Source organism: Pseudomonas sp. LA5 (assembly GCF_028640825.1).
Taxonomy (GTDB): Bacteria; Pseudomonadota; Gammaproteobacteria; order Pseudomonadales; family Pseudomonadaceae; genus Chryseomonas; species Chryseomonas aestiva.
The window spans coordinates 1-25,899 of the sequence record NZ_JAQYZY010000036.1 but is presented as its reverse complement, the minus strand read 5'-3'; the positions used below and the strand labels follow the sequence as shown (position 1 = coordinate 25,899).

The following is a 25,899-nucleotide window of genomic DNA, read 5'->3' as shown; positions in this document are numbered from 1 at the left end:
TGCCGCTGGTTGCCGAGATATAGCTCCCCTAATCATGCCGAAGCCTCATGGGCAGAAGACTGATCGAGTTGCCGGCTCAACACGTCGCGATGCAGCACCTCCAGCAGCGCCTGTTGTGCGTCATCCGGCTGCGGATGCTTGACCAGCCAGTCCTTGAGCGCCGTGTCGAGCTGGGCCTCGATCTCACGGCGATCCACCGCGCGTGATTTCACTGCCTGCAGGTTGCTGATCAAGACCGGTGCGCAGATCTTCAGGGCCGTGAGCGTCTCGGGCAGGTGCGGCTGCCGAAGCAAGCCGGTCAGACTGTCGATGAGGTCCTGGGTGAATTGGTCCATCACTCTCATCGATGGGCTCCTCGAGCCGGTGGCAGCTTGAAGGGGTAGGGTTCGATCCCCCGTAGCCGGTCTAAACGGGCGGCGACGGCCAGCGCGGCGCCCAGCTCGTCGGTGCCGAGCTCTTCCATCAGCTGGGCGCGCTCCGCCTTCTCCTCTGGTTCCGTCATAGCCAGCGCCAGATAGAGACTAGGCGGTACCGCGCGGAAGAGCGTCTCCATCGACTTGGAGAGCACCACGCCTTCGGTATAGGCGCCGCTTTGCTTGCGCGCCGACAGCATCAGCTCCTTCTGCGCGGTACTCAGATTGCGGAATTTGGAGATTTTCTCGACTTCATCCGGCGGCATGTTCAGGCAGATCCACCACTCGATCATGTTGAGCATCGGCGCGCCGGAAATCGGGATGTCATCAATGTTCTGGGTCGCCAGCCAGAACCAGGCGCCGAGCTTTCGCCACATCTTGGTGATCTTCATCGCATAGGGCAGCAGCAGCGGGTGCTTGGTGATGATGTGGCCTTCGTCGGTCAGCTTGATCAGCGGCCGGCCCTTGTACTGGTCACGCTCAGCGATGTTGTTGATCGAGTTCAGCAGCGAGATATAGGCGATGCCGAGCTGCGCCTGATAGCCCTCTCGGGCGTAGGTGGCAAAGTCCACGACAGTCAGGTCAGCCTCTGGCCAGGGCGTGCCGGGGCGGTTGAACATCTCGCCGTCGGCGCCCATGCAGAACATCTCCATGGCTTCGGCCATCTCCTGCAGGCGCTCCCGTCGTGGCGCTGGCAGGCGTTCGTCACGTGAAGCTTCGCTCAGGGCGTCGCGCACATCTTGGGTGAGGACCGTCTTCTCTGCCTTGGAGCAGGCCTTGGCGGCATTGATGATGGCGTGCCGGATGGCAGCGCGGTCGGCGCGTGTCATGCGGGCGTCTTCCTTCTCTTCGCCGCCGGTGATCATCAGGCGAGCCACGATCTCCATCTCGCCGAGCACGTCGCGTTGATCGTCCTCTAGGTCGGGCTTCGGACTGCTGGCTTCGTCTGAGGCGTCGAGGTCCTCGGCATCGAGTACGGCCACGTGAGCCGGATCCTCAGCCAGGCGGATGGCGTCGGCGAAGGGTGCCAGGCTGACGCCAGCGCCGGGGACAAGACGGACCTTATGGACGGTCAGGCCGAGGCGCTGTGCAAAGTCCGCCAGTAGCCCGAAGCTGTTACCGGCTTCGGCCACGAAGATTCGCGGCCGGTAGATGGCCAGCCACTGGATCAAGAGGTTGTTGAGCGTCGCCGATTTGCCAGCACCGGTAGGACCAAAGACGAAGCCGTGTGCATTCATCTGCCGATCAAGCTTGCTGAGCGGATCGAAGGTCAGCGGACTGCCACCGCGGTTGAATTGAGTGATGCCCGGATGTCCCGTTCCGGTTGAGCGGCCCCAGATAGGTGTCAGGTTGGCGACATGCTGAACCAGCATATGCTGGGTGTACCACTGCAGTGCTCGTGGTTGGTTGGGATCGAAGTTGCCGGGGAGCCAGCGCAGGTAGCTGTTGAGAGCGGCCACCTCATCCTCGGGCCGCACCGGCTCAATGCCGGCGCTGGTCAGGGTGTTGGTGAGGTCGTTGCAGCGCTGCTCCAGCTCCTGCTCGTCTTTACCCCGGACATAGAAGGCCACGCTGCCCTGGTAGAGCTTGTGCTTGCGCCCGATCAGCTGACGGGCGTCCTTGATGGCCTCCCGTGTGAGGGCAGAGGCCTGGTTGTCGCCGACGGCCTTCTTGTGCAGGTTGTTGAGGTGAGCTTCGAGCGTATCCTGGGGCGTGGCCACCAGCGTGATGGCCAGTACGGTGTCCTCGGGCATCTCGTCGAAGAGGGCGTGCAGGGCATCACCAAAGTTGCGCTCGCCGGTCATGTGACCGGTCCTTGGCGCGGTGCGCAGCCGATCCAGCATCACCACACGATGAGGTTGACCATCGAAGAACCACAGGCCCTTCTGCGCATCCGAGCGAGGCTCACGGTACATCAGGCACTGGGAGAAATCGGTCCCACTGGCCAGGAAGGGAAGGGTGCCTTCGGCTAGCAACTCGTCCTGGTCGAAGGCGCTGTTGACCACCTCGAAGAACCGCTGCTGGTCCTTGGCCGAGGTGCCCAGGTGATCCGGGCACGGATTGAACCACTGCAGCAGCCAGTAGCGAATGGCGCGCTCGTCCATCCGGTGAGCCGTCACGCCGGCATTACGCAGCGCGCCGGTCAGCCGGCTGCAGATGTTCGCCAGGTAGGCAGCGGGCGCCTGCCCCCTGACCAGACCGTCGCCGATGCTCCGCCGGGAAACGACCATCCGGACGCGCCGATGCTGACCGCGCCAGGGCAGGTGGGATACGGCCGTGTCGTTGAATAGACCGCCAGGCTTGGCGATAGCATGCAGGTGGTGCTTCATCAGGCTCTGATAGAGCTTGGTGAATTCGGAGCCGCGGGCGCGCGGCTGGATGTAGTTGGTCAGCCCCGTGAGGTAGCCGTCGAACTGGGTCTCGTCGCGGGCATAGAACTGGATGACCCAGGGACTCTGCTCCAGCTCATCGAAGGCGTCCTGCAGGGCGTTCTCCAGGGCGTCGCGGGCCTGGCGAAGCCAATTGGCTTCGCGGCCCTCGGTACCGATCGGCACCAGGTCGAAGAAGGCGGCCAGCGACTTGCCGTCTTCCAGCAGCATCGCCTGATGCTCGGGCAGGTATTCGATCCAGGGCAGCAGGTTGGTGAAGCTGGGATTGACCTGGTGCATGTTGGCAATGTCAGCGACCGTCGCGGGCTTCTCCTTGCCCGTCATCCAGGCACCTGGCTCAGGGATACCGTGCGCTCTCAGGCGATCCAGGTAGCGCTGGTAGGCGGCTTCCTCGTCGACCTCAAGGGCGCGGGTGGCCCGGATGGATTCAGGATGAATGACTGGCTCAATGTTATCAGCTGGCTCATCAAGGGCTTGCTGGCTTTCCACCAGCGCAGGCTCAGCAGTCGAAGTATTGGGGGTCTTCTTGCCACGCAGGCGTTCGAAAATGCCCATCAGTAGTTCTCCACCCGCTCACCGGGCATGGCGTACTGCACACGCTGGTAAAGCGGGAAAACGGTGGTATAGCCGGGGATGGGTGCCGGGTCGGAGCCGGCCAGGTGCGGGAAGACGTACATGACCAGGTCCGGATTGGGCAGGCGCTTGAACTGGCTATAGATCTCGTTCTGCGCGGTGCGCGAATAGCCAACGTTGTCAGCCAGCGGCCGAGCCTGGGCCGTGTCCACAGGAGGGCGTAGCTCTGCCCGGGCATCGACGAGTTGGCGCCCCTGGCTGCTGCCGGCCGAGCCGGTGGTACCGGCGTTCCAGACGTCCATCATGGTCTGGTCGCCGTGGGGGAGCATCTTCTCCTTGTCGACCGCGCAGCCGCTGGCCAGCAGGGCCATCGCCAGTACAGCCGCTATCTGAAGTCGTGTGCGGTTAATCGAGGGCTGCCGAGGCATGGCGGGCTCCTGTGCGATAGTCGACCTTGCGGCCCTTGAGTTCGTAGTCGATGGCCAGCTCCTGGTCGAGGTGAATGGCCACCTTCGCCCCGGGCTGCACGTACACGGCGGCAAAGGCCTGGCCGTAGAGCTTGTTCACCCAGGTGGAGATGTCGCTGACACCCTGGTTCAAGATCTTCCCCATGGCCTCATTGCCGGACATCCCGGTCGTACCAATGGTGCCGTTCGGGGTCTGGACGTAGCTGGAGCTGGTGCCGTCGTTCTTGATGAGCGAAGCGGCGCCGGCGCCGGCAGCGGTGATGAGCGCCTGGGAGCCGATGTATTGGGCGGCGTTGCTACGGCGCTCGCCGGCGATGCAGGGGATGCCGTACGGATCGCTGATCCAGCCCATACCACCCTGGACAGCTGCGGGCTGGCCATTGGTGGAGGCGTTCTGGTTGTTCTGTCCGTTGCTCTGCTGACCAGCGTTTTCCTGGGGCGCCGGCAGGGTACGCACGGTGCCGTCGGTGAAGACGAAGGTCATGCTGCGGATCTGGCCGCGCACGCAAGACAGCGTCCAGTCGCCCGAGGCCGTCCCGCTCACGACGGCGCCGGCGACGTCGGGCAGGTCGATGCCGTTGGCGGTCAGGTTGTCGGGGCCGATCAGGGCCTTGAAGGGGTAGGGATCATTAACCGTGCCGTCAACCGGCACGCGGCCCACCAGGGCGGTCATGGACACCGAACCCATCAGCGTCGAGTTCTGCGGCAGGGTGTAGACCTTGCGGACCTTCTTGCGGGACTGCTCATCACCCCCCATGCCATCGGCTGCGCGCTGAGCGCCACCTGAGGCAGCGTCCAGGGTCTTCTGGCCAGCGGCGCCGAAGGCGGTCGGGAAGGCGAAACCGCTGGCGGCCTGGCCGCTGCCGGCAGCAAGAGGCTTGCCATTGGCGTCGACTGCGGTGCCATCCTGCGGCTCGATCCAGACGAGATCCGAGCCACCTTTCTTGAACTGATTGCCTTCCCCAGGAGCGATGCCTAGTCCGATTGGCATGTCGGCGCTGGAGCCGGTACCGCTGCCCGTCTGGTTGCCCATCCGCGATAGGGTGTTGAGCTGCTTCTGCAGACCATCGAACAGACCCTGCGTCTGCTTCTGCTGGTTCTCAAGGCCCTGGTTGATGCCCGCCTGGACGCGACTATCGACCGTGGTGTTGATGTTGCTCAGCTGGGCCTTGAGACCATCGTTCTCCCGCTTGGCCTCTTCGTTGTCCCTCAGGACCTTGTTCAACTGCTCTTTGAGCTGGCGACTTTCGACGACGATGGTACGCAGGGTGTCGTTGGCCGTGTCGCCCTCGATCCCCAGCGCCTTGGCCTGCTCAGGTGTGAGCTGGGCGGACTGTGGCTGTTCGGGCGTTTGTGGCTTGCCCTTACCAAGTAGGGTCACGCCGACATAGACAACCAGGACCAGAACCCCGAGCAGCGCATACTTGAGGAGCGGATTACTTCTGAGCTGCATGACGGGCCTCCGTGGTGACGCGAGGATCTGCGGCGCCCAGGCTGGGCAGCAGTGACTGGCCAAGGCCATGATCCCGGGTGACCAGGTAGAGCACCGTGGTGTCGCTGGCATCGCCCCGGGCGCCGAGGTAGGGGTGCTGGAAGGTCGCGGTCGCGAAGTCGCCCATGAGCTCACGCGGATCCAAGGCGAGACGCTGGCCGGTCTGGTTGCGCAGCTTCACGGCGGTCACCCAGTGATCGTCCAGGCGCCAGGCGCCCAGTTGGCTTGCCTCAACCGGGAGCGCCGGCAGCAGCGTCGACAGGTCCAGGCGCTTATCAACCTTGACCTGGGCGACGCCCTCCACCGGCTCCACGGTGCGCAGCGGCGCATAGAGCATCTGGGCGGCGTAGCGGGTGAGCACGACGGGGATAGGTGTTTCACGCTTGGGCGGCGCTGGCTCGTCCTCTTCCTCATCAGCTTGGCGGCTAGCCTTCGCTGACGATTTAGGGGCAGTCGCCGCGGGCTGACCGTAGCGAGTGGGCGTGGTGTCGCCCGGAACAATCTTGATGGGCTCAAGCGCAGCCTGGCCTTCCTGTGCTGGCGTTGCGGCGATGTCGACCAGCATGATCTCGCCGGTGGCCGCATTCTGAAGCTGCAGCCGGCTGGGCTCGATCGGGTCTTTCGCCCGTAGATAGATCGCACCGCCAGTGCTCTGCACCCTGAGCTTGTCAGCGATGGCGGGAGGGACGCCGACCCGAACGTTGGCATCAACGAATAGGATTCGCTCCTGGCCAACCACGAGCGGGATAGCCAAGGGGACACGTTCCCACTTGCGGATCTCGATGGCCTGGGCAAGGCTGCTGAGCAGCAGGCCGCCCAGCACCAGGGCGAGGGAGTGGCGGGATCTCATGGTGTACCTCGAGCTTTGACTTCGACGCCGGCCTCGATCCGCTGCGGCTGACCGCTGTAGCAGTCCCACTTCATGCCCCATGGGTTCTTCTCGGGATCGACGTCGGACCTGACGACATGGAGCGGGTAGCGGGTGAGCGCCGTCTTGACCTTCTCGCCACCCAGGTACTCGTTGGCAACGACATCCAGCATGACCGTCCACTCGCTATTGCCGAGCACCTGGACGCGGCGGGAGGGGTCGTCGCCGTAGCCTGATCCGGGGATCTCCGCGACGTTGCGCACGCGTTTGCGCAGCTCGCCGCTGTTGCGTTTGAGTGCTTCGTCCCCCTCCAGATAGGCCTTGCACGAAGGGGTGATGAAAGGGGTCAAGCGGGCGATGTTGTCGCTGTAGTTCTTCTCGCCGTCAGCTGGCCAGCTGTTCATCTGCTGGAAGATGTAGAAGGCGTAGGAATAGACCGACTCGGGAGGGATCTCCCACCAGGGGCGTGTGCTCCCGGAACGTAGGTCAGGCGGCACGTGCACGGTCAGATCCTTGGGCGCGCTGTACCAGCCGTAGCCGTTCCAGATCGCGATACCGCTGACCAGGCCCAGGGCAAGGCGCAGGGTGGTGATATGGGCGCTCTGCGAATCGGACAGCTTCCACGCGCGGCTCATAGCCCCACCATCCGCTTGCAGGTCCAGGCACCACTGCGGATGACCAGGCGGCGACCCGCCAACCCCCAATGCGCAAGGCGCCACTCGACTTGGCGCCAGAGCCAGGTTTCCGGGCGGCCGCGCTTCCAACGGCGCAGGATCCGTCCTGCGGATACCAGGCCCAGGGCGCCACACGCCAGGGCGGCGAAGATCGGCATGGCCGGTGTGACGACAAACGCAAACGGGATGCCGACTGCGAATCCAAATGCAGCACAGATGCCGACCGTGGCGAACATCTCGTCCGTGGTCAGGCCGCCGACGACGACGGGTTGGGTGTTGAGGCGATTCGGCAGGAAGCGAAGGGTGCCGTCCTCATGCAGGTCTTGGGTGATGTCCATCGGCGCGGCCCTGCCTTACATGATGCCGGTGGCTTTGGTGACGATGAAGATCACCAGGCCGATGAGGACCACGCCGACGGTGATCGTCACGCCCAGGTCCTTCCAGGTTTTCTTCCCCACGTGGATCTCGTGGTAGACGGTAATGCCGTGAGCGGCGACGACGATCAGGCAGAAAGCACATATGGCTAGCGCAAACAGAGAGATGAGGTCGAAACCGTAGTTTTTCAGCGTTTCCAGCCAGGTAGACCCTTCGCCTCGCGAGGGAGCTTGGGCTTGGGGAAGGGCAGCTTGGCTGATTGCCGGTAGCAGGGCGGCGCTTACCAGGGCGACTTGTGTTCCGGCGCGGGCGCCGAGGGTGAGCAGGTGTCTGAGGGACAGCATGGATTTCTCCTCGAGGGGTTAATGCAAAATGAGCCAGGACAGTGCGCAGTAGAGGAGCAGCCCACGTATGAGGGCGCCCTTGGCAGCGGCGGCTTTGAGGTTCTGATTCGCCCAGCCCTTGTAGAGGCTGATGGAAAGCCAGGCGAACCAGAGGGTGACGACGGCCATGGCCACCGATAGCCAGAAGGTGTTGCTGGCCGCCGGCGTAAGGCCGCTGGCCGCCTGAAAGGCAGCGGTCTGCGCGGCGGTCATGCTCATGGCTGGGCGCCTTCACGCTGGTACTGGCCGGAGAGCTCGGCCGCATCGCGCGGCTGGGCACGGCTTGGAGCTAGGTAGTCCTTCAGGCCCTGGCGGATCCGGGCGATGTCAGCGGCAAGACGGTTGTAGTCCAGGTGGTAGCGGGAATTGCCATCGCTGGGCAGCTCAGCGCTGCGGCGGGCGACCGCCTCAACGGCGTTGAGCTGGCGGATCATCACGTCGACGTTGGCTTGCTCGCTGGCGGTGCCGGCGGCGCAAGCGGCGCCCGTCGTCAGTCCAAGCGTGAAGATCAGGCCACTGACGAGACCGAAGCGGGCGAAGAGCTTGCGTGGAGGAGGGGACAGTTTCACAGCGGGACCCTGGGCTAGCGGGTTGATGCCGCACAGGATGCCGAGGGCCACCAGGGAGGTCAGCGGGAAACCATTACTGCACCTAAATAGGTTGTAAACCCGCTTGGTTATTGGCTCTGCGAGGGGCTGATGAGACGCTTGAAAAACAGCAGAAAGCCGGTGGCCACCGCGTAGCCCACGCCCCAGCCCTGGTTGCCCTGGGCGGTCTGCTGACCGATCTGGGCGCGTCCTTCCAGCACCGGCTGCACGCTGATCAATTCCCAACCGTCAGCGCCCAGAGCCTGCAGACGAGCTTGTCGTTCTGGATCGGCCAGGAAAGCAGCGACGTCAGGGGTGCCTGTCTGCTGTTCGTGCTTGAACATCAGCCAGCCGCGCTCTTGGACGCGGTAGGTGAGGGGGGAGAATTCAGTGTGGTATTCGAAGCGGGCAGGGGACATGGATGGCTCCAGTTCGATGGGGCGGCCATCGTCCTGTGGTCCACAGTAGCCTCACCAGGCTAAACCGTATTCAAGTCTCATGAGGTTACTACGAAAGCCTCGAACGAACCGTTTGGCTGTACTGTCATCAGAGAATTCACGGAAGGTCGTATGACCGATATTGCGTTTCTTCCTGGAAATGCCAAACAACTAAAACTATGTCTCTACTTGTCTCGTCAGGGTGTCGATTCCTGCCAGGTAGCCGCCTTATGCAGTGGACCTATCTTTAATAGCGCTATGGGCTTTTTCATCGATTTTGTTTCAACTAGCTCAAAGTCAGAAATTTTATCGTTATTGGATATCTTACCTATGAGAGTGGTTTCTCCGTAAAAGCCTAGCACAATGCTATCGGATGCCACCCAGTAATAGGCTTGTCTGGACGCTTCCTTTTTTCCAGATAAAAAGAAGATTGCGACAAACACGAAAATTCCGATAGAGCCGAAAAGTATATATTTTGCGGTTTTTCGATATCTGTCAAAATTCGCTATGGCGTGCTCGTTAGGGGTATCAAGCTCGTTGCCTATTTCTGCATAATGACCGTTGATAAGTAGAGCAACTATTGCAGAAGCAACGGAAATTATTCCAAAAGCCCATTGCCATTGCGTCGTAAGAGATAGATAGGATGCTCCTGCGCACAGGTAAAAAATAGTCATTGCGCAAAGTACATAGCGCTGCGAAGTATGCGTAACTCGAACGCCGTATGCTATTGTGCTTGTAATAATAATTAAAAATAACGGTGGGTATATGTTTGTAATCATCGGAATGATCGGTAGCGAAGTTATCTGAATAAAGCCCGTGGGTGCTCCAAGGTAGCTTAGGCGTCCGTACTCAGAAAAGCCAAAAAGTATATATGCTAAGGGCCCTAGTAAAGTAATGGCCGATAAAAATGCTGTGAGGACGTGATTTTTTTGAGTCATGTCTATTCTTTGTATTACAATCTTCTTAGAAATATTTGCAACCTCATAGCTTGAGGGTGCAGAGCGTCAGAGGGTTCGATCCTTTGAAAATAGGCGGGAAAGCCAATTGCCAGGCCTTGTGTTGGCTTCTGATTGAAATCCACTTAGCCAACTTTCGTAATCCTCATCTTTAGGCAAAAAGCCTTCACTTTTCAGTTTTTTAGTATCTATCTTAATAAGAGTTGCATTAGATTTTTTTAGATACTTCCTATTTTTTTCAACCAAAGCTCCTCCGTGTATACTCAAGTCTTCGCAAAGCTTTACACCAAAAAATATGATGTCGTCGGTGTACATTTTTATAGCGGTCAAAGAACTGCCGTATTCATTGTTTACATTACCTGATTTGCTAGGTGCTCCTAAGTATAGGATCGCGACAGTTTCCGGGTCATGGGCGCCGATTTCTTTGAATTTTTCTATGATTTCGTTTCGTTTGGTTATAGCGTAATTATGATTTCCTATAGCATCTGAAAGCGCGCTTGCACTTGCTATCGCTCTTCCTGTTGCCGTAATTTTGCTGAATACAATTTCTAATAATGTAGAGATTGGTGGGGTCAGTTGTTGTAGAGTTGTGAAGTTTGGCGCAATTTCTAAAGGTGCGCTTTCTTGATGATTTGTCTTTAATTTTTTCAAATGGTTTTGATAAGACAATTTGTCTTCATCATATTGTTTTGTTAAATCGTTCAGGAATTGACTTTTTACAGCTGCGCCTAGGTTTGTTATTGAAATTGCCAATGTGGTTGCACTGTTTATATTTCTTATTTCCTTTGTGAGTTCTTCACGAATTTTTGATTTTTCCGCTGTCTTTTGGGCAGCATACGCGCCCGCAAAGGCCCCTGCTAGTGAAGTGGTGAATGCTGAGTTACTGGCTTCTTTCAAAAGGCTAATCAAATTGAGAAAGGAGCTGTAAAGTGTTTGGTGTTGCGTCGCTAGTTCTTGGAGCCAGATTTCAAAATTCATGGTTGATAAGTTCTATATAGTGTGTGTGAGATGAATTTAGTGCTTGAAATATAAGGTTGAGCTCTTAAGTATAGAACTGATTTATGGGGTAAAAACGGTCCTAAAGCTAAAAAATGTATTCTTTCATCTTGAGTGTCCTAGCCTTTTAAAGGCCAGCTTTGACTAGGCTCCCGTACGCATCCTTGTACCGCTGCATGATGTCGATCAGCAGCGAGTTTACCGCCAGGATCTGTATAGCCCGGGTCACAGACACGTATAGCAGGTTCAGCTCATCGTCGCGGCTGGCCCGGTCAGTCTCCGGCGCGAGGGGATCCGCGCTGAAATCGTCGTAGAGCCCCACGAAGTCCCACTCGAGGCCCTTGGCTTTGTGCGCGGTCGTCAAGGTGACTGTAGCGTCTAGTTCGCTGGCCGCCGCGCAGCGCCGCAGCTGCTCGATGCGCTTTGGCAGGTCGAAATAGGCCTCGATGATCCGCACCGAGCGCTGCATCTCCGGATCCTGAGTAGCCTTGGCGATCTCTTGGTACTGCTCGAAGTCACGGTAGTCGCGCAAGAGCTTCTTCTGCTGCACCAGGTCATTGCGACCTCGGCTGAACTGGAACAGGTCCTCGAGCTCGCGCAGCGAGTAGCTGTCGATCCCGCCAATCCAGAACATGCGGTGACCACCTTGCTTCTCCAGGCGCAGGGCGTTCTCGATCACGCCGCTTACGGTGCGATGCAACCAGGTTCGGTGGGCAAGGTCCTCGGGCAGCGATCGCTTGACCAGGGTGCGCTGGCCGAGCCCCTGCAGCTTCACCGTCTCGCCCTTGAACGACAGGATGACGTTGGCCACGTGGGCGACGGCCGGGCCGAAGCGGAATGACTGGGTCAGGTAGTGGCTCTCGGCGTCCGCCATCCAGGTCGCGCTGAGGGCATCCTGGGCACCACGAAAGCGGTAGAGCTGCTGGTGGCGATCGCCGACCATGACCTGGATGGTGCGCTGCCGCTGCACCAGGTCGGCGATTACCGGGTTCACGTCCTGGCCCTCATCGAGCAGGATGGCGCCGAAGCGGTTGGACAGGTCCGGGCGGCTCATCTGGTAGAGCTTGAGGTAGCCGTCGTGGGTGATCTGCACGGTGGCGTCCTGCAGGTCGATCATGCGCTTCCAGACGCTGATGGCCATGCCCACCACCTGCGTGATCCGTCGCTCCTGCAGCGGCGTCAGGCCGCGACCGTCGTAGCGGGTGAAGTGCCGGCCGTCCAGGGCCATGTCGGCACTGGCCGTGAAGGTGTTGAGGGTGTTGACCACGTCCCTGGCCAGCTCCCAGTCCTGGGTATCCAGCACCCGGGCGACCTCGGTGATGCGCAGGTTGCCGGCCTGCTTGTGTTGGTACTGGGTGCCATAGACGGCATAGGCGAGGCCGTGGGCGGTCTTGCAGGTGACGTTGCGCGGAAAGCGATTCTTCGCCGCCATCTCCACCGACTTGTTGTAGCAGAGGTAGAGCATCTTCACGTCAGCATGGGCGCTGGCGTAGCCCACCAGGGTTGTGGTCTTGCCGGTGCCAGCAAAGGCCTGGATCAGCAGCTTGCGGGCGTTTGACGCGATGGCGGGGGCTTGCTCAGGGGTCCACTGCATGGGGTAACTCCAGATCGGCTGGGACAGGGATTCAATACCACCCCTGCATATTGATGGGCGTGAGGGCGCTCCTTGTGGCCAGGTTGCGGCCGCGGAGCAGGCCGGCGGCTACAGGTACTTCTTGAACGAGGCGGTCGTGAGGTTCACCGACAAGGCCAGCAAAGCTGCACACGGCAGCAGCACCAGGAGCGGGCTCAAGCTGAACGGCAAGGCGAGGTAGAGCGACCAGGGCAGCAGGGCCAGCGGCAACATGGTGCTCCGGGCCTTGTGGTAGAAGTAGCTCGACTCGCGGCCCGCGCTGAACTTGCGGATGTCCCGCCGCACCAGGCCGTCGATGAATCCAACCAGGGTGGCCATGGCGAAGAGCGGTACCGCCAGGATCAGGATCACCAGGCGCACGCAGAACACCAACACGGTGAAGAGGGCAGACAGGCCGTAGGTCTGCACCGTGGTGATGCCTTGCGCGGCCATGTAGCGCAGATCCAGCTCGCCACGTGGGCCGGCGGCGGCCAGCTGCTGCATCCCGGTCAGCCAGTGGATCAGCCCCGTCTTCACGAACAGCCAGTCATAGAGCAGCCCCACCAACCAGGTCGCAGTGTGCCCGGGCTCCTGGACCACAACGCTGGACAGGAAGCCCTGAGACAGCCAGGCCAGTTCGTGATCGAGCATGCCCTTGGCGTGGTGCCAGCCGGCCTCTGGCCAGAGGAAATACAGGCAGAGCCAGTCGACCAGGATGGCGCCGCCCAGGGACAGGAACATCACGCCGATGAAGTGGAAGGGGAAGCTGAGCACCGACCCGATGAAGGTCTGCTCCTTGACCTGTTGCTGCTGGGCACGCTGGGCGACGTCGGCCATTAGCGGCATCCTCTGGGGTGCTCGTGGTCAAGGATGGTGGTCATGCCGCGTCCTCCGATCCCTGTGTCATCTTCTTGAAGTCGTCCCGCAGATCCAGCGGCAGATCGTCCGCGACATGACGCTGGCCAGGCGCCTCCCACCATTCGCTGCCGTTTGCTTGGCCAACCTCGTAAGACTTGCGCATCTTGGCCGCCAGCTCCTGCAAACTGGCCGGCATGACCTCATCAGGGTCGTTCGCCGGGAGTGGTAGGCGAATTTTCCAGAGGTTGCCGCCCTCCATCAGGGCGAAGCATTGACCTTTGGGTAGGCCGATGATGTGCGCCGGTTCGAGCATGGGCACACTGGTAGCGCTGACCTGGTCGTGGGTATTGGACGTGAATGCCGTCTTGGCGTTGACGGCATCGCTCGCGCTGCTCGCCGGCGTGGCCGTGAACACCTGCACCTTGGGTAGCTGATTTGTGAGGAGCTCGGCCGTTGCCGTCTCGCGAACCCGCAGCATGAGCAGGTTGTTGAAGTTACCGATTACCTGCCCGGATTTGGCACGGTTGCCGATCCTGGCCTCGATGTCGGACAGGGTCTGGGTGTAGGCCGTCACCTGCATGCCGGCGCCGCCGCCCTTGTTGATCATGGGGATGAACTCGTCGCCGATGAGCTCGTTGAATTCGTCGCAGTGCAAGTTGATGGTGACCTTACCGTTCGAGCCCCCAGGCAACCCATCATCGATGCCGTACTTGTAGATATGGCCCGCCACCGAGACCAGGTCGGAGAACATCGAGTTGCCCACCGCCGCGGCGACCTCGGTGTCGGACAGGGCGTCCAGGCCAACGTAGACCACCGCGCGCTTTCTCACCACCTGCATCCAGTCGAAGATCGGGCGTGGGTCGTTGACATCCTGGTAGTCCGGCGAGATCAGCTCAGCCATACGGCCAGTGGTGAGCTTCTCCAGCAGCGGCAGGAGCGAGGCGACGATCTTGTCGAAGTAGGTCTTGTCGTAGCGCACCGCGCTGCGCAGGCCATCCATAACCGGATCCGTCACGCGGGTCTGGTTCAGGTACTGGTCAATGGCGATCACACGAAATGGCCGGCCCTTCATGTTGAAGGGCACATTCTTGTCGTTGAGCTTGCTCTCGATGAAGATGATCTTTTCCCAGGCCTTGGGATCATGCTCGTCGAAGTATTTCTGGGCGTACTCCAGGAACAGCCCTTCAATATTGATTACGTGCTGCTGAATCTGCAGGTAGTCCGGGCGCCGGCCGAGGGCGACCAGGGCCCGGGCGATGATGTTGACGAATCGCCAGGCGAACTCCTTGAACGCTGCCGAGTTGCCCTCGCTGGAGAGCTGGCCAGCGACGCGGGTGGCCACCTCGGAGATCCGACCAAAGCGGCCAACCGCGTTGTAGCGGGCGGACTGGTCTGGCCAGCCCAGGTGGAAGACGTAGAATTCGTTCAAGCGGCCGGCTTGCTTGCAGTCGAGCCACATGCTCTTCAGTAGATCGGCATCGCCCTTGGGATCGATGACGATGACGACCTCGTGTTCGTACTCGCTGTCATTGGCTGCATCGGGCATATCGGCCGAGCGGCGGCGAGACCAGCGATGTGGTCGCTGGGTCCGTCGTCCCATCTGCACGGACGCCCGGCGCCGACGGCGCTTGCGACGGATGTCCTGGCTGATGAAGAGCTGAGCCGCGCGCGTCTTGCCCACCCGGGTGGTACCCAGGACAAGGGTATGCCCGACCCGCTCGCCCAGCGGCAGGTTGACGTCGTGTTCGTCGGGTTCGATGCCGTGCAGCCGCGGTAGGCCGCCTACGGGTGGCAGCGGTCGGAAGGGGTTGCAGGGGTTGTCCCAGGCGGTGGCTTTGGCCAGCAGGGTGAGCGGGAAGGGCGCGAACTCCAGGCGCGCCTCGAGGCGCCGCGCCTTGTTGGTCCATTCCGACGGCTCGACATAGGGCGCGTACTGCGGCAGGTAGGTGTCGACCAGGCGCTGGGTGTGCTTCTGCTCCCAGCGAAAGCCCTTGCCGATGAACAGACGCTCGTTGCTGACCGGGATCTCCTTGCTGGTCATGCTGTAGAACGACAAGCGCCGGATGTTGCGCCGGTAGCGCAGCACGCGCAGCGCCTGGCGGAAGCGGTAGGTGCCGAAGCCAAGAAACGCTACGGCCGTGACCAGGCCGAACAGCGGGGTCAGGGCGACGGCCCAGGGCGCGAACACGCACAGGAAGGCCATCGCCAGGCACACCTGCACCGTGTAGAGCTCCACCGCAGGCCGCAGCAGCGTGTCCAGGGCATGATTGCGGGCCATGGTCAGCGCTCCAGCTCGCCAGCGCCTGGCAGCGCCATGCCGGCGGCGTGCTCCTCGCGAATGGCTTCGGCCTCGCTGTGTGGAAGCGCTGCTTCGAAGCGCTCACAGAGGGTCAGCTCATCATCCAGCGAGCGGCCTGTGATCTCCCCGCCATGAAGGTCGATCAAGACGCCGAGGTCGCCTGCAAGGGCTTCGCGAGCGGCGGCTCCGGCGGGCATACGGATCACCAGCGTCATATACGGGGATAGGGGGCTGGGCATGAGGGACTCCTATTGCTCCAAAGCGGTGGGGGTGATGAGCACGGGGTAGTGGTTGAGCCCGAGGCGGGCGGCCAGGTCATCGCCGACCACGGGGCTGATGGCCAGCCCGGGGGCCCAGCTGCGGATCGCGGCCAAGCGCTCGGCGCTGGTCACATTGACCGCCAGGCCAGCGGCGCCGAGGCGCTGCAGAGTCTCGCCACGGCTGGCCAGCCACTGGCGAGACAGTTCGTCGTCGCCGATCAGGAAAAAGGGCTGCAGGCCAGGCGCATTGAGTGCGCGGCCTTGGACGGTGCCGGGGGTGAGCTGCTGCGATCGCACGGGGAAACCAAGGGCCTGGGTAGGCTGGGGCAGCGGCGCTTGCTGCTGTACCTGTACCGGGTCCGGATTCAGGCTCTGGTAATAGGGCAGGGCCGAGACGCCGCCGCGATCTTCGACCACGGTGAGACTGGCAGCCTTGGCGGCCAGCGGCAGGGTCACGGTCAGGATGAGGAGCGAGAGGATCTGCTTCATGGGTTCGAGGCCAGCAAGGTCACGCCGGTGACCCGGCTTAGGTGTTTGGCGAAGAGCTCGCGGTACTTGGCAGCGGGGGCGCCGCCAGCGGGACGGTGATAGCGGCCAGCGACATTGATCCAGTCGCCGCCCTGGGCACGCAGTTCGGCGAGCATCTGCGCTGCGACTTCCAGGTTCTTGTAAGGGTTGAGCGCTTCACAGGGCGAAACGCCGCGGCCGAAGCGATGGCCGTTCCAGCCCATGTTGACCTGGGCGATGCCAACGTCGACGCGCTTAGCGCCGGCGGTGCTCAACGCGACCAGCAGCGCAGTGCAGGCATCAGCGCGGGTGGCGAAGCGATAGCCGGCGCCGGCGACATTGAGCGTCCAGGGCCACGGGACCAGCTGTGCGCCCCTGCCGCGCAGTCGGGTACCACTCTCCTGTAGGGCGACTGAGTAAAGCACCTCGGAGGGGATGCCCGCCTGAAGGGCAGCCAATTGATAGGCGGGCGGCGGTGTCTCGGACCCCTGGGCGCCGATCGCAAGCGTCTGCAGGATCACGCCGGCGCCGAGCGCCTTGATCATTGCCGTAGCCATTGTCCATTCACCTCGCGGACAACGGCCGGCAGCTCGCCGCCCAGGCCCAGCTGGACCCAGCGACCGGCGTCGTGGTTGAGGGTAATCTGCCGTCCGCGCACCTTGGCCGGATCGACGCCAGCGAGCACAGCCCAGCGGCGGATCCGGGCATCGTCGTTCTGACTACCGATCAGGTAGAGGTCGAAGGCCTGGCCCGCGCTCTGCAACGCCTGAACCCGCTCGGTGCAGGCGGCGCAGCTATCGGTCACGAAAACGGCGAGCCGTCCATTGCCGCGCACGGCTGGACTTGCCTGGGGCGCTGCCTGGACGCCGGACTGCACCGGCTGTAGGTTCGGGTAGAGGCGATTCCAGGCGTCGCGGTAGGCCTGGTCATAGGCCAGTTCCTTCTGCACCCGCTGCGCCTCGGCGCGAACCTGCAGCTCGGCGTAGCGGCGCCGCTCGGCATCGGACTGGGCTTCGATGCCCAAGGCGGTGAGCGGATCCAGACCAGGTGAGTAGACGCCACGACTGCCCTGCATCAGGGTCCGGTAGCGCTGGAATTCCTGACTGCTCAGGCCCCATTCCTGGGCGATGGCACTGTCGTTACGTTGGACCGCGCTTTGGCGCTCAGCGCTACCCGTTTCGCCGGAGAAGACTTGGGGGGCGACAAGGTCTGCGGTGAGTGCCGGTGCGGACGGCGAGAGTAGGATGAGGGCGATCGCAAGGCTCGCCGGGAAGAGAGGGGACTGGGGGCGCATGAATTGCCTCTACTACTTGACGGAAAGGGTGCGGGTCGCGCCGTCGACGCTGAACTGCGCCTGGCGGTCATCGAAATTGGCCAGCCGCCAGCGGGTACCGCCGACGTTGTCGCCCGGGCGCACCAGGTAGAGCTCGCTGAGCTGAGTGCTGCCGGGCGGAGCGACGGAAAGAAAGCGCTCACCGCCGCGGTACTCGATACCGACTACCGTGAACGGAGGAGGCGTCTCGATCGGCTTGGCCGGCTCGGACTTGCGCGCGATCGCCGGGGTGCTGCGCTGCTTGGGGACGATCAGTGGCGGCGGCACCTTTGGGGGCTCCGCCGCTTTTTTGCGCAGATCCCCCAGGTCGTTTTGCAGGCCTTCCAGCTTGGCCTCGAGCACGACCAGGTCGCCCGCCTGGGCCATGCCCTTCAGCGCGGTCTGATTGGCGTGCTGGATCTCCACCAGCATGGCCTGGGCGGTATCGATACGCTGAGACAGCGCCTGCTGACTTGCCCGGAAGTCCGCATCCTGGACCCGCTTGCCGCCGTCGAAGCCATCCATCTGGTCCTGCATCTTGTCTAGACGTTGGGTGATGGCGTGGACCGTGTTCTGGTCAGCCGTGGCGTTCAGGCCTCGATTGAGGTGGGACAGCTCAACGTAGAGATACAGGCAGGCACCAGACAAGGCTGCAAAGCCAGTGGCGACTAGCGTTTGGGAGAGGGAAGGGCGCTTCATAGGGGACCTCGCACAGGATGCCGTGCACGGTCGCAGAAGCTTTGCGAGGGGTCAGTAGGAAACCTTATTCAGGTCTCAGAAGGTTAGATTTCGGGGTTCAACAGCCCGTGACACGTAGGCTGAGGAGCAGGTGAGCGTGGCGATCTACTTACTAGAAGGCTATTGCACCACCGGACTACAGGTGCAAGCGGTTCTACGGCATACGGTAGACCAGGCAGGGGTTGCGATTGAGGCGGCGCTCCATTACGGGTTGGAGCTTCTCTAGTCGTGTGCCTGCCAGCAGCTCGCGGTCCTGTCTGGCAAGTATCACCCAGGCTCCAGCCGGAAGTGCATCCAGCAGCGCTTTCTGCTCGCGCGCAACGAAGATCGGCTGTTCGTCGTGATCCACGTTCATCATGTATCGAATCGCCCAGCTGTCTTGGCCAATGCCGAAGAACACCAGCGGACCCGGTTGTTGGGCGCGCAACCCTTCGACCTGGGTTACGAAGCCTCTGGTGTCGTATTCCACGTCCTGGATGGGTTCAACTACCGCAACCAGCATGAGCCATTGGGCCGCAAAGGCGACTCCGCTCAGGCTCAGCAGGCGCCGCACACTGACGGTAGTACGCCACTTCACGAAGGCCATAAGCTGCAGGCCAACGAAGAAGAGGATCAGACCCGCTAACGAAACGTCCGGCCAATAACCTTGCTTTTGCCAGAGATGATGGCCAACCAGCACAACCACGAGCACAAGCCCGGGTAGCACGCCCACCAGGGTGCGATAGGCCATCTCCATCCAGCGCAGCCGCGCTGCCGCCTGAATCAGCGCAAATGCGGAAATGGCGGCGAGGAAGGGCACCATGGGCACGACATAGTAGGCCCGTTTAAAGTTGGGAATGGACAAGCCAATCAGAACGATCAGGCCACACCCGGCCAGCCACAGGAGCTGGCGGCGTTCGGGTTTGTCTGGGCTGAACAGCAATTCCCGTCGCCAGGCCAAGAGGGTCAGCAGCGCCAGCGGCATCACCGGCAGATAGCGGTACAAGCCCAGTTGCAGATAGAACCAGAAGGGTTGCCCGCTTTCGTCCAGGCGTCCCTTGACCTGCATTTGCCAGACCTCTGCAGCGAAGGCCTCACCGCCTTCCAGCCGGGCCAGTTGCATCAGCGTCCACCAGCATGCGGCCAGCAGGATGAGCCCGACTACGCCATAGCCAATCAGATTGCGTATTGCAGCCGATCTGCGGTGCGGATCGCACCAGGCAATCACTAGCCAGTACACGGTCACGATGGCGCAGGGCTCTACCAAGCCTAGGGGGCCACGGATGGCGAAGCCTAGGACAAAGAGCGGAAAGACGAGCAGGCGCAGCGTGGGGCTGTTATCGCGATCGGCGCGGTGGAGCAGGTAGAAGCACGTCATCATCACGAGCGCCACCATCTGATCCAGGCAGACAGCACGCGCCTTTTCCAGCCACTGAGGAGTCAGCACGACCAGCAGCACGGTGAGCAGGGCCCAGGCCCGACTACGGTCGGCGAGAGCCCGGTAGGTAATGGCCAGAACACCGGCAGAGGCCAGGGCCGTGGGCAATACGTTGGCGAGTTGATTGGGTGCACCTATGACTCGCGCAGCCAGCCAGCTCAGCCAGGTCGCCGTGCCAGGGTAATCGGGGTAGGGCTGGCCATAGGTCGTGGCGAAAAACGATGGGCCGTGGCGGAACATCTCTTTCAGAAACAGCGCCCATCGGTAATCAAAGCCTTGCGGCGCTTGATCCCAGATCCCTAGGGTGAAGAGTGCGACTGCAGCGATGAAGACCAGCAGGCTTTCGACCCTGATTCCAGCTTTGGAGCGTGTCATCGACGGCGTGTCGATGGATATTTGCAGAGTTTTCATTGTTGCAAAGCCCAGTTAGGGAAGCCGATAGACCAAGCAGGGATTGCCATTCAGACGGCGTTCCAACACGGGCTGGAGCTTTTCCAGAGCGGTGCCGGCAAGTAAGTCCCGATCTTGCCGTGCGAGCACGATCCATGAACCAGCCGGCAGGGTATCTAGTAGAGGGCCCTGATCGCGCCCAACGAAGATCGGCTGCTCGTCGTGATCGAGGTTCATGATGTAGCGGATAGCCCAGGTGTCTTGGCCAAGTCCAAAGAACACGAGGGGCCCCGGCTGCTGTTCACGCAAGCCTTCTACCTGAGTAACAAAGCCTCGCGTCTCGTATTCCAGATCCTGGGCGGGTTCAATTACAGCTACCAACATTACCCAAAGCGCCGTGAAGGCGAGGGCGCTTAGGGTCAACAGGCGCTTGGTACCGTACTGGCTGCGCCATTTCATGAAGCTCACAAGCTGAAGGCCGGCGAAGAGAATAATCAGGCCCGATAGGGATACATCTGGCCAGTAGCCGTGTTTCTGCCAGAGGTGGCGGCAAACAAACAGCGCTACGATCGCCAGCGCGGGTAGCAGGCCCACAAGCGTGCGATAGGTGACTTCCATGCGACGCAGACGTGCTTCTGCTTGTATCAGCGCGAAGGCGGCGATCGCGGCCAGGAAGGGCACCATGGGTACGACGTAGTAAGCGCGTTTGAAATGTGGAACGGACAAGCCGAGCAAGATAATCAGCCCACATCCCGCAAGCCACAGGAGCTGTCGGCGGTCTGCAGTGTCGGAGCTAAAAAGGAATTCCCGGCGCCAGGCGAAGAGGGTCAGTAATGCCAGCGGCATCACCGGCAGATAGCGGTACAGGCCAAGCTGCAGGTAATACCAGAACGGCTTGCCGCTCTCGTCGAGACGTCCTGTGATCTGCATTTGCCAGACCTCGGCCGCAAAGGTGTCACCGCCTTCCAGGCGCGCGAGCTGCATCAGTGTCCACCAGCACGCGGCTAGCAGGATGAGTCCAGCTAGGCCATAGCCGATCAGGCCGCGGATAGCCGCCGGTCTGCGTCGCGGATCACACCAAGCAGTTACCAGCCAGTACACGCTCACGACGGCGCAGGGTTCGATCAGTCCCAAAGGCCCGCGGATGGCGAAACCCAGTACGAAAAGCGGAAAAACGAGCAAGCGCAGCGCGGGGTGGTTATCACGATCAGCGCGGTAGAACAGGTAGAAACACGCGAGTACCACGAGGGCGATCATTTGATCCAGGCAGACGGCACGCGCCTTTTCTAGCCACTGAGGGGTCAGCACTACCAGCAGCACGGTGAGCAGGGCCCAGGCCCGGCTGCGGTCGGCGAGAATCCGGTAGGTGATGGCCAGAACACCGGCGGAGGCCAAGGCCGTAGGCAGTACGTTGGCGAGTTGATTGGGTGCACCTATGACTCGCGCGGCCAGCCAGCTCAACCAGGTCGCCGTGCCAGGGTAATCGGGATATGGCTGGCCATAGGTGGTGGCGAAGAATGAAGGCCCGTGGCGGAACATCTCGTTGAGGAATACTGCCCACCGGCCATCAAAGCCTTGAGGGGCTTGATTCCAGATGCCGAGGGTAAAGAGCACCGTCGCTGCCACAAAGGCGAGCAGACTCTCGAAGCCTAGCTTGCCCTGAGAGTCATGATGCAACGGCGTGTCGATGGATAACTGCAGAGGTTTCATTAAAAACACTATCCAAAGGAAATTCAGTGTCAGGCGGCGAGGGACTTACCGCGGCCAATGGCGAAGTACTCGAATCCGCGCTTGGCCATCCGCTCGGGGTCGTAGAGATTTCGGCCGTCAAAGATCAGGGGTTGCTTGAGCTGTTCATAAAGGAGGTCGAAATCGGGCGCCTTGAATTGCTGCCACTCGGTACAGACGATCAGGGCGTCGGCTCCAGCGAGCGTAGCTTCGGGCGTGCCCATGAGGGCGAGGCGGTCGGCATGACCATAGAGGCGTTGCGCCTCGGCCATGGCCACGGGGTCGAAGGCGCGTATGCGAGCACCGGCAGCCCACAAGGCCTCCATCAATACGCGACTTGGCGCGTCGCGCATGTCGTCCGTGTTCGGTTTGAACGCCAAGCCCCAGAGTGCAAAGGTGCGCCCCTGCAGTTCCCCGTTGAAGTATCCGTGGATACGCCTGAAAAGCTTCGATTTCTGTCTGGCGTTGATCGCCTCGACTGCGTGCAGCAGATCCAGGGAGAGTCCCTGTTCTTCGCCGGTTCGGATCAACGCCTGCAAATCCTTCGGAAAGCAGGAGCCGCCATAGCCGCAGCCGGGGTAGATGAAGTGACTGCCGATGCGCGGATCAGCGCCGATCGCGAGACGCACAGCCTCGATGTCGGCACCTACACGCTCGGCCACCTCGGCGATCTGGTTGATGAAGCTGATCTTGGTGGCCAGCAGACTGTTGGCCGCGTATTTGGCGAGCTCCGCACTGCGAATATCCATGAACTGGATGCGATCATGGTTGCGGTTGAAGGGCGCATAGAGTTCGCGCATCAGCTCGCGCGCCTCGGGTGACTCGGTGCCCACCACGATACGATCCGGTCGCTTGCAATCCGTGATGGCCGCGCCCTCTTTGAGAAACTCCGGATTCGAGACCACCTCGACGTGCAGCGTCCGACCTTCCTCCACCAGGACTTCATCGATGATGGCGCGCACCCGATCACCGGTACCGACGGGGACGGTCGATTTATTGACCACCAGCAGAGGATCACTGCCGCGATGCTCCAAACGTAAGCGGGCGATGGTTTCGGCCACGGCGAACACCGCGGTGAGATCGGCAGAGCCATCGGCTGCCGGTGGGGTACCCACCGCGATAAATTGGACGCTGCCGTGTGCGACCGCTGTTGCCGCATCATGGGTGAATTCCAAGCGACCGTCGGCGAGGTTGTTGCGTACCAGTTCTTCGAGACCAGGCTCGTACAAGGTAATTTCTCCGCGCTTGAGCCGGTCGATTTTGGCTTGGTCAATGTCCATGCACACAACCTGATGGCCGACTTCTGCGAGGACGGCGGCCTGTACCAGGCCGACATAGCCGATGCCGAATACACTGATGTTCATAGGGTATTCCTGATAGGGGAGGAGACAGGGGCGCGATCGCTGCCAACCAGCGCAACGCCAACCACGATCAGCGCGATGCCCAGTAGCGGGCGCGCGGACGTGAACTCGGCAGCACCTGGCAACCAGAGGGCGCCGAGATGAACCAGTACGTAGGAAAGACTCAAGGCGGCGTAGGCCCGGCCCAACGGTATCTTCGCCAGGGCGATCAGCCAGGCCAGCATCGACAGGCCATAGCAGCCCACGCCAACGGCTAGTTGCACACCCGCCGCGCTGAGTAGCGCCCCCGGATCGGTTGGCCAGCTCGACACGGCAGGTAATTGCACCAGGGCATAGCGCATGAGCAACTGCGCCGCGGCAGTCAGCCCGATACTGGCGAAGAGGGAAGCCAGGCTGTTCATGCCTGACCACCCAGGAGCGCTGCGCCCAGTACGATGCATAGGCAGCCCCACCAGGCTCTGCGACCGATCCGCTCGTTGAACGCCACACGCGCCAGGAGCGTGACGGCCAGGATATTGAGCGACAGCAACGGATAGGCGATGCCGACCGGGACGCGTTGCAGCACCGCGAACCAGAGCAGCAAGGCGGTTCCCATGCAGGCCAGCGCTAGCCATAGCCATTTCGAGCTTATGAAAGCGGCAAATCCTGATCCTGCAGCTGCGGCCTTTTTCTGCCCGAATTGACTGGCGCTGGTGAGCAGGATGACGGCTACGATCAACGTCACTTCAGTGGCCGTCACCGCGCTGTCCTCGGGTAGACCAGCAGGACGAGACGCTCGTTGACGATCTTGTCCGAAGTGGCCGGTAGACTCGCGAGCAGCCGGTCGTCACTGTCGCCACTCATCCGCAGCAGCACCGCGATGGAGCCTTCGCGACGATGCTCCTCGATCCAGTTCGGTAGTTCGCCGTCATCTAGCAGACGACCACTGTCGGGCTGGCGATCGAAACCATACTTCAGCTCTCCTGGGCCACCGACGATCACGACGTCCGAGCGGCGAGTTGCCCAGGCCACGCTGGCCGCTACACCAAGGTCATTACTGACCAGCAGATGGGCCGGTTGCAGCTTGCGTAGCTGATCCTGAACGAAGACGCTGGGCAGCTTGTTGTAGACCAGGCCCTTGGGCAGGGCGACGGTGAGCAGCGGCAGTACCAGCCAGATCGCTAGGGCCGGGGCCAGCGCCGTCTGTCTAGGCCAAAGCAGAGCTCCCAGACCAGCCAGGACGAAGCCAATGGGTGCCAGTAGTGCCAGCGCCCATGCCAGGTTATCGGCGCCGCCATAGATTCGGTCGTCGAACACCATTAGAGCGCCGAATCCCAGGACGCCCAGTAACAGGTTGAAGATTCCGTTGAGGCGCAGTGCTCGCCATTGGCCAGCCTGATAGGCGTCGAAAAGCACACGCGCCAGCAGGGGTACCAGTGCCGCCATGGCTGGAAGAAGGTACGTGGGTAGCTTGCCGCGGCTGAGGCTAAAGAAGATCAACTGGCTGACGAAGGTGATCCCTAGGAAGGCAGTCCCCGTATGGCTGCGCTGCTGCCAGAGGTTGCCCAGGGTGCGAGGAAGCAGGCCCGTCCAAGGCAGGATGGCGACCAGTAGAATCGGCCCATAGAACCAGAAAGGTCGCTCGTGCTGGGCGTCATCGCTGGCAAACCGCTGGATGTGTTCGTGCCAGAAGAAGAAATTCCAGTAGTCGCCATCGCGGTGGGCTACCCAGAGCGCCCAGGGGGCCACGACCAGCGCCGCCACAATGACGGCCAGGGGGCCGCGGCAAATCAGTTCCAGCAGTCGGCGTTGCCAGACGAAAAAGGGCAAGGCGACCAGTACAGGTAGTACCAGGGCGAGAAAGCCTTTGGTCAGCAGGCCGCAGCCACAGGCCAGGCCCAGCAATGCCCAATTGCGCAGCGCCACGCCAAGGGTAGTAGCGGCTTGAGCCTGCCAGAGGGCTAGCAGCGAAAGCGTCGTCCAGAAGGCGAACTGGGCGTCCAGAGTCACATAGGTGGCCGACGCCGCTATGGCGAGGCACGACAGATAGAGCACACCGGCGAGTAGCGCCAGTTGCCGATCACCCCAGATCAGACGCGTCAGGCGGACAACTAAAGCTGCTGTGGCGAAGCCGGCTAGCAAGGGTACAACGCGTACGCTGAGCAGCGAGTCTCCCAGCAAGGCTTGAGCTATCGCCTGCGTCCAATAACCACCGATGGGTTTCTCGAAATAGGGCAGACCCAGGAAGTGGGGTACTACCCAATCGCCGCTTCGCCACAGCTCTTGGCCAATTTGGGCGTAACGCGATTCGTCTGGAATCCAGAGACCGCGCCAATTCAAGGGGAGCACGTACGCTAGTAGCGCCACGGGCAGTAAGAACAGCAGACGCACTCGACTCATTGTTGCACTCCTAACCATCCCTGGCGTCCCGCAAGACTGCCGCGGACAACTTTCCCCTCTGGAAGCCTGTGTGGATCCTCGGGCAGGCGATCGCCCATGGGTACGAAATGGATTTCCTGCTCGCGCGCCGCCTTGAGCAGGGCGCGGAAGTCCTCGGCGAAGGCGATGCCTTCCACCTCGGCGTGCAGGGTGTAGACGTTGAGCGCCCCCGGACGGAAGCGCTTGAGCAGATAGCTGTTCCAGTCGGCGGCAGGAAGGTCGGGGCCGACCACCTCATCGAAGGTCGGCATGTCTACCGGGATCTGAGGAGTGCCCAAAGCTCCACTTTCCAACCGAGGAACGAAGAGGCTTCTGCCGCGGCAATCGCTGTTGTAGCGGAGGCCGAAGGCCTCCTTGGCCAGCACCACGCGCGGATCGGCGCGCCAGC

At 61.5% G+C, this 25,899-nt stretch carries 27 protein-coding genes and 1 pseudogene; all 28 read right to left on the bottom strand.

Features of this window, described 5'->3' with window-relative positions; genetic code table 11:
- Window positions 1–32 precede the first annotated feature (32 nt).
- A complete protein-coding gene (locus tag PVZ72_RS11920; RefSeq protein ID WP_145248290.1) occupies window positions 33–344 on the bottom strand; it encodes a hypothetical protein in 312 nt (103 codons plus the stop codon).
- Entirely contained in the window at window positions 341–3,358 is a 3,018-nt protein-coding gene (locus tag PVZ72_RS11915) for a conjugative transfer ATPase (RefSeq protein ID WP_145248288.1), read from the bottom strand. Before PVZ72_RS11915 ends, PVZ72_RS11920 begins: the two co-directional genes overlap by 4 nt.
- Window positions 3,358–3,804: a TIGR03751 family conjugal transfer lipoprotein gene (locus PVZ72_RS11910; protein ID WP_145248286.1), complete on the bottom strand. Its 447-nt coding sequence runs from the start codon at window positions 3,802–3,804 to the stop codon at window positions 3,358–3,360. Before PVZ72_RS11910 ends, PVZ72_RS11915 begins: the two co-directional genes overlap by 1 nt.
- Window positions 3,782–5,296, bottom strand: a complete 1,515-nt coding sequence (locus PVZ72_RS11905) for a TIGR03752 family integrating conjugative element protein (protein WP_273862012.1) — start codon at window positions 5,294–5,296, stop codon at window positions 3,782–3,784. The genes PVZ72_RS11910 and PVZ72_RS11905 overlap by 23 nt, the downstream gene beginning before the upstream one ends.
- Entirely contained in the window at window positions 5,280–6,185 is a 906-nt protein-coding gene (locus PVZ72_RS11900) for a TIGR03749 family integrating conjugative element protein (protein WP_145248282.1), read from the bottom strand. The genes PVZ72_RS11905 and PVZ72_RS11900 overlap by 17 nt, the downstream gene beginning before the upstream one ends.
- Window positions 6,182–6,838 (bottom strand): PFL_4703 family integrating conjugative element protein, encoded by a 657-nt coding sequence (locus tag PVZ72_RS11895; RefSeq protein ID WP_145248281.1) that lies wholly within the window; start codon window positions 6,836–6,838, stop codon window positions 6,182–6,184. The genes PVZ72_RS11900 and PVZ72_RS11895 overlap by 4 nt, the downstream gene beginning before the upstream one ends.
- Window positions 6,835–7,215 carry a TIGR03750 family conjugal transfer protein gene (locus PVZ72_RS11890; protein WP_145248279.1) on the bottom strand — a complete coding sequence of 127 codons (381 nt, stop codon included), beginning with the start codon at window positions 7,213–7,215 and terminating at the stop codon, window positions 6,835–6,837. The genes PVZ72_RS11895 and PVZ72_RS11890 overlap by 4 nt, the downstream gene beginning before the upstream one ends.
- Window positions 7,216–7,230: 15 nt before the next feature.
- Window positions 7,231–7,596: a TIGR03745 family integrating conjugative element membrane protein gene (locus tag PVZ72_RS11885; RefSeq protein ID WP_145248277.1), complete on the bottom strand. Its 366-nt coding sequence runs from the start codon at window positions 7,594–7,596 to the stop codon at window positions 7,231–7,233.
- A gap of 18 nt (window positions 7,597–7,614) precedes the next feature.
- Complete coding sequence (locus tag PVZ72_RS11880; protein WP_042133079.1) at window positions 7,615–7,854, bottom strand: TIGR03758 family integrating conjugative element protein; 240 nt, start codon at window positions 7,852–7,854, stop codon at window positions 7,615–7,617.
- Window positions 7,851–8,147, bottom strand: a complete 297-nt coding sequence (locus tag PVZ72_RS11875) for an integrative conjugative element protein, RAQPRD family (RefSeq protein ID WP_244950589.1) — start codon at window positions 8,145–8,147, stop codon at window positions 7,851–7,853. The genes PVZ72_RS11880 and PVZ72_RS11875 overlap by 4 nt, the downstream gene beginning before the upstream one ends.
- Window positions 8,148–8,311: 164 nt before the next feature.
- On the bottom strand, window positions 8,312–8,641 hold the full coding sequence (locus tag PVZ72_RS11870) for a hypothetical protein (protein WP_145248275.1): 330 nt from the start codon (window positions 8,639–8,641) through the stop codon (window positions 8,312–8,314).
- Between the two features lie 215 nt (window positions 8,642–8,856).
- Window positions 8,857–9,597 carry a hypothetical protein gene (locus tag PVZ72_RS11865; RefSeq protein WP_273862011.1) on the bottom strand — a complete coding sequence of 247 codons (741 nt, stop codon included), beginning with the start codon at window positions 9,595–9,597 and terminating at the stop codon, window positions 8,857–8,859.
- Between the two features lie 66 nt (window positions 9,598–9,663).
- Entirely contained in the window at window positions 9,664–10,593 is a 930-nt protein-coding gene (locus PVZ72_RS11860) for a hypothetical protein (RefSeq protein ID WP_145248271.1), read from the bottom strand.
- A gap of 145 nt (window positions 10,594–10,738) precedes the next feature.
- Window positions 10,739–12,205 (bottom strand): UvrD-helicase domain-containing protein, encoded by a 1,467-nt coding sequence (locus PVZ72_RS11855; protein ID WP_145248269.1) that lies wholly within the window; start codon window positions 12,203–12,205, stop codon window positions 10,739–10,741.
- 108 nt (window positions 12,206–12,313) lie between these two features.
- Window positions 12,314–13,060: a TIGR03747 family integrating conjugative element membrane protein gene (locus tag PVZ72_RS11850; protein WP_145248267.1), complete on the bottom strand. Its 747-nt coding sequence runs from the start codon at window positions 13,058–13,060 to the stop codon at window positions 12,314–12,316.
- Window positions 13,061–13,100: 40 nt separating this feature from the next.
- The gene (gene traD, locus PVZ72_RS11845; protein ID WP_145248265.1) at window positions 13,101–15,359 is read right to left on the bottom strand and encodes a type IV conjugative transfer system coupling protein TraD; all 2,259 of its coding nucleotides are present in this window, start codon (window positions 15,357–15,359) and stop codon (window positions 13,101–13,103) included.
- Window positions 15,360–15,361: 2 nt separating this feature from the next.
- Entirely contained in the window at window positions 15,362–15,619 is a 258-nt protein-coding gene (locus tag PVZ72_RS11840) for a hypothetical protein (protein WP_145248263.1), read from the bottom strand.
- Between the two features lie 9 nt (window positions 15,620–15,628).
- Window positions 15,629–16,129: an integrating conjugative element protein gene (locus PVZ72_RS11835; protein WP_273862010.1), complete on the bottom strand. Its 501-nt coding sequence runs from the start codon at window positions 16,127–16,129 to the stop codon at window positions 15,629–15,631.
- Window positions 16,126–16,704 (bottom strand): transglycosylase SLT domain-containing protein, encoded by a 579-nt coding sequence (locus PVZ72_RS11830; protein WP_145248259.1) that lies wholly within the window; start codon window positions 16,702–16,704, stop codon window positions 16,126–16,128. Before PVZ72_RS11830 ends, PVZ72_RS11835 begins: the two co-directional genes overlap by 4 nt.
- Window positions 16,689–17,441 (bottom strand): TIGR03759 family integrating conjugative element protein, encoded by a 753-nt coding sequence (locus tag PVZ72_RS11825; protein WP_145248258.1) that lies wholly within the window; start codon window positions 17,439–17,441, stop codon window positions 16,689–16,691. Before PVZ72_RS11825 ends, PVZ72_RS11830 begins: the two co-directional genes overlap by 16 nt.
- A 12-nt stretch (window positions 17,442–17,453) precedes the next feature.
- Window positions 17,454–18,158 carry a methyl-accepting chemotaxis protein gene (locus PVZ72_RS11820; RefSeq protein WP_145248256.1) on the bottom strand — a complete coding sequence of 235 codons (705 nt, stop codon included), beginning with the start codon at window positions 18,156–18,158 and terminating at the stop codon, window positions 17,454–17,456.
- Between the two features lie 193 nt (window positions 18,159–18,351).
- Entirely contained in the window at window positions 18,352–20,025 is a 1,674-nt protein-coding gene (locus PVZ72_RS11815) for an ArnT family glycosyltransferase (RefSeq protein WP_425326775.1), read from the bottom strand.
- Window positions 20,026–20,040: 15 nt separating this feature from the next.
- Entirely contained in the window at window positions 20,041–21,714 is a 1,674-nt protein-coding gene (locus PVZ72_RS11810) for an ArnT family glycosyltransferase (protein WP_145248254.1), read from the bottom strand.
- A 29-nt stretch (window positions 21,715–21,743) separates the two neighbouring features.
- Window positions 21,744–23,096 (bottom strand): UDP-glucose dehydrogenase family protein, encoded by a 1,353-nt coding sequence (locus PVZ72_RS11805; protein ID WP_145248252.1) that lies wholly within the window; start codon window positions 23,094–23,096, stop codon window positions 21,744–21,746.
- Entirely contained in the window at window positions 23,093–23,494 is a 402-nt protein-coding gene (locus PVZ72_RS11800; RefSeq protein WP_145248250.1) for a hypothetical protein, read from the bottom strand. Before PVZ72_RS11800 ends, PVZ72_RS11805 begins: the two co-directional genes overlap by 4 nt.
- Window positions 23,491–23,832, bottom strand: coding sequence for an EamA family transporter (locus PVZ72_RS11795; protein WP_145248248.1), 342 nt, complete (start codon window positions 23,830–23,832; stop codon window positions 23,491–23,493). Before PVZ72_RS11795 ends, PVZ72_RS11800 begins: the two co-directional genes overlap by 4 nt.
- Window positions 23,829–25,472 (bottom strand): lipid IV(A) 4-amino-4-deoxy-L-arabinosyltransferase, encoded by a 1,644-nt coding sequence (gene arnT / locus PVZ72_RS11790; RefSeq protein WP_145248246.1) that lies wholly within the window; start codon window positions 25,470–25,472, stop codon window positions 23,829–23,831. The genes PVZ72_RS11795 and arnT overlap by 4 nt, the downstream gene beginning before the upstream one ends.
- Window positions 25,469–25,899, bottom strand: a pseudogene (locus tag PVZ72_RS11785) (4-deoxy-4-formamido-L-arabinose-phosphoundecaprenol deformylase); the annotation flags it as partial. The pseudogene PVZ72_RS11785 and the gene arnT, both read right to left, overlap by 4 nt.

What these genes read in the sequence shown, in the direction of transcription:
- PVZ72_RS11850 (WP_145248267.1), bottom strand. Translation starts at nt 13,060, where the DNA reads ATGGCCGACGTCGCCCAGCGTGCCCAGCAGCAACAGGTCAAGGAGCAG.
- PVZ72_RS11840 (WP_145248263.1), bottom strand. Translation starts at nt 15,619, where the DNA reads ATGCCCAGCCCCCTATCCCCGTATATGACGCTGGTGATCCGTATGCCC.
- PVZ72_RS11865 (WP_273862011.1), bottom strand. Translation starts at nt 9,597, where the DNA reads ATGACTCAAAAAAATCACGTCCTCACAGCATTTTTATCGGCCATTACT.
- PVZ72_RS11870 (WP_145248275.1), bottom strand. Translation starts at nt 8,641, where the DNA reads ATGTCCCCTGCCCGCTTCGAATACCACACTGAATTCTCCCCCCTCACC.
- PVZ72_RS11825 (WP_145248258.1), bottom strand. Translation starts at nt 17,441, where the DNA reads ATGCGCCCCCAGTCCCCTCTCTTCCCGGCGAGCCTTGCGATCGCCCTC.
- PVZ72_RS11915 (WP_145248288.1), bottom strand. Translation starts at nt 3,358, where the DNA reads ATGGGCATTTTCGAACGCCTGCGTGGCAAGAAGACCCCCAATACTTCG.
- PVZ72_RS11905 (WP_273862012.1), bottom strand. Translation starts at nt 5,296, where the DNA reads ATGCAGCTCAGAAGTAATCCGCTCCTCAAGTATGCGCTGCTCGGGGTT.
- PVZ72_RS11820 (WP_145248256.1), bottom strand. Translation starts at nt 18,158, where the DNA reads ATGAAGCGCCCTTCCCTCTCCCAAACGCTAGTCGCCACTGGCTTTGCA.
- PVZ72_RS11920 (WP_145248290.1), bottom strand. Translation starts at nt 344, where the DNA reads ATGAGAGTGATGGACCAATTCACCCAGGACCTCATCGACAGTCTGACC.
- PVZ72_RS11805 (WP_145248252.1), bottom strand. Translation starts at nt 23,096, where the DNA reads ATGAACATCAGTGTATTCGGCATCGGCTATGTCGGCCTGGTACAGGCC.
- PVZ72_RS11810 (WP_145248254.1), bottom strand. Translation starts at nt 21,714, where the DNA reads ATGAAACCTCTGCAGTTATCCATCGACACGCCGTTGCATCATGACTCT.
- arnT (WP_145248246.1), bottom strand. Translation starts at nt 25,472, where the DNA reads ATGAGTCGAGTGCGTCTGCTGTTCTTACTGCCCGTGGCGCTACTAGCG.
- PVZ72_RS11885 (WP_145248277.1), bottom strand. Translation starts at nt 7,596, where the DNA reads ATGCTGTCCCTCAGACACCTGCTCACCCTCGGCGCCCGCGCCGGAACA.
- PVZ72_RS11815 (WP_425326775.1), bottom strand. Translation starts at nt 20,025, where the DNA reads ATGAAAACTCTGCAAATATCCATCGACACGCCGTCGATGACACGCTCC.
- PVZ72_RS11835 (WP_273862010.1), bottom strand. Translation starts at nt 16,129, where the DNA reads ATGAAGCAGATCCTCTCGCTCCTCATCCTGACCGTGACCCTGCCGCTG.
- PVZ72_RS11855 (WP_145248269.1), bottom strand. Translation starts at nt 12,205, where the DNA reads ATGCAGTGGACCCCTGAGCAAGCCCCCGCCATCGCGTCAAACGCCCGC.
- traD (WP_145248265.1), bottom strand. Translation starts at nt 15,359, where the DNA reads ATGGCCCGCAATCATGCCCTGGACACGCTGCTGCGGCCTGCGGTGGAG.
- PVZ72_RS11895 (WP_145248281.1), bottom strand. Translation starts at nt 6,838, where the DNA reads ATGAGCCGCGCGTGGAAGCTGTCCGATTCGCAGAGCGCCCATATCACC.
- PVZ72_RS11890 (WP_145248279.1), bottom strand. Translation starts at nt 7,215, where the DNA reads ATGGACATCACCCAAGACCTGCATGAGGACGGCACCCTTCGCTTCCTG.
- PVZ72_RS11910 (WP_145248286.1), bottom strand. Translation starts at nt 3,804, where the DNA reads ATGCCTCGGCAGCCCTCGATTAACCGCACACGACTTCAGATAGCGGCT.
- PVZ72_RS11900 (WP_145248282.1), bottom strand. Translation starts at nt 6,185, where the DNA reads ATGAGATCCCGCCACTCCCTCGCCCTGGTGCTGGGCGGCCTGCTGCTC.
- PVZ72_RS11830 (WP_145248259.1), bottom strand. Translation starts at nt 16,704, where the DNA reads ATGGCTACGGCAATGATCAAGGCGCTCGGCGCCGGCGTGATCCTGCAG.
- PVZ72_RS11880 (WP_042133079.1), bottom strand. Translation starts at nt 7,854, where the DNA reads ATGAGCATGACCGCCGCGCAGACCGCTGCCTTTCAGGCGGCCAGCGGC.
- PVZ72_RS11860 (WP_145248271.1), bottom strand. Translation starts at nt 10,593, where the DNA reads ATGAATTTTGAAATCTGGCTCCAAGAACTAGCGACGCAACACCAAACA.
- PVZ72_RS11800 (WP_145248250.1), bottom strand. Translation starts at nt 23,494, where the DNA reads ATGAACAGCCTGGCTTCCCTCTTCGCCAGTATCGGGCTGACTGCCGCG.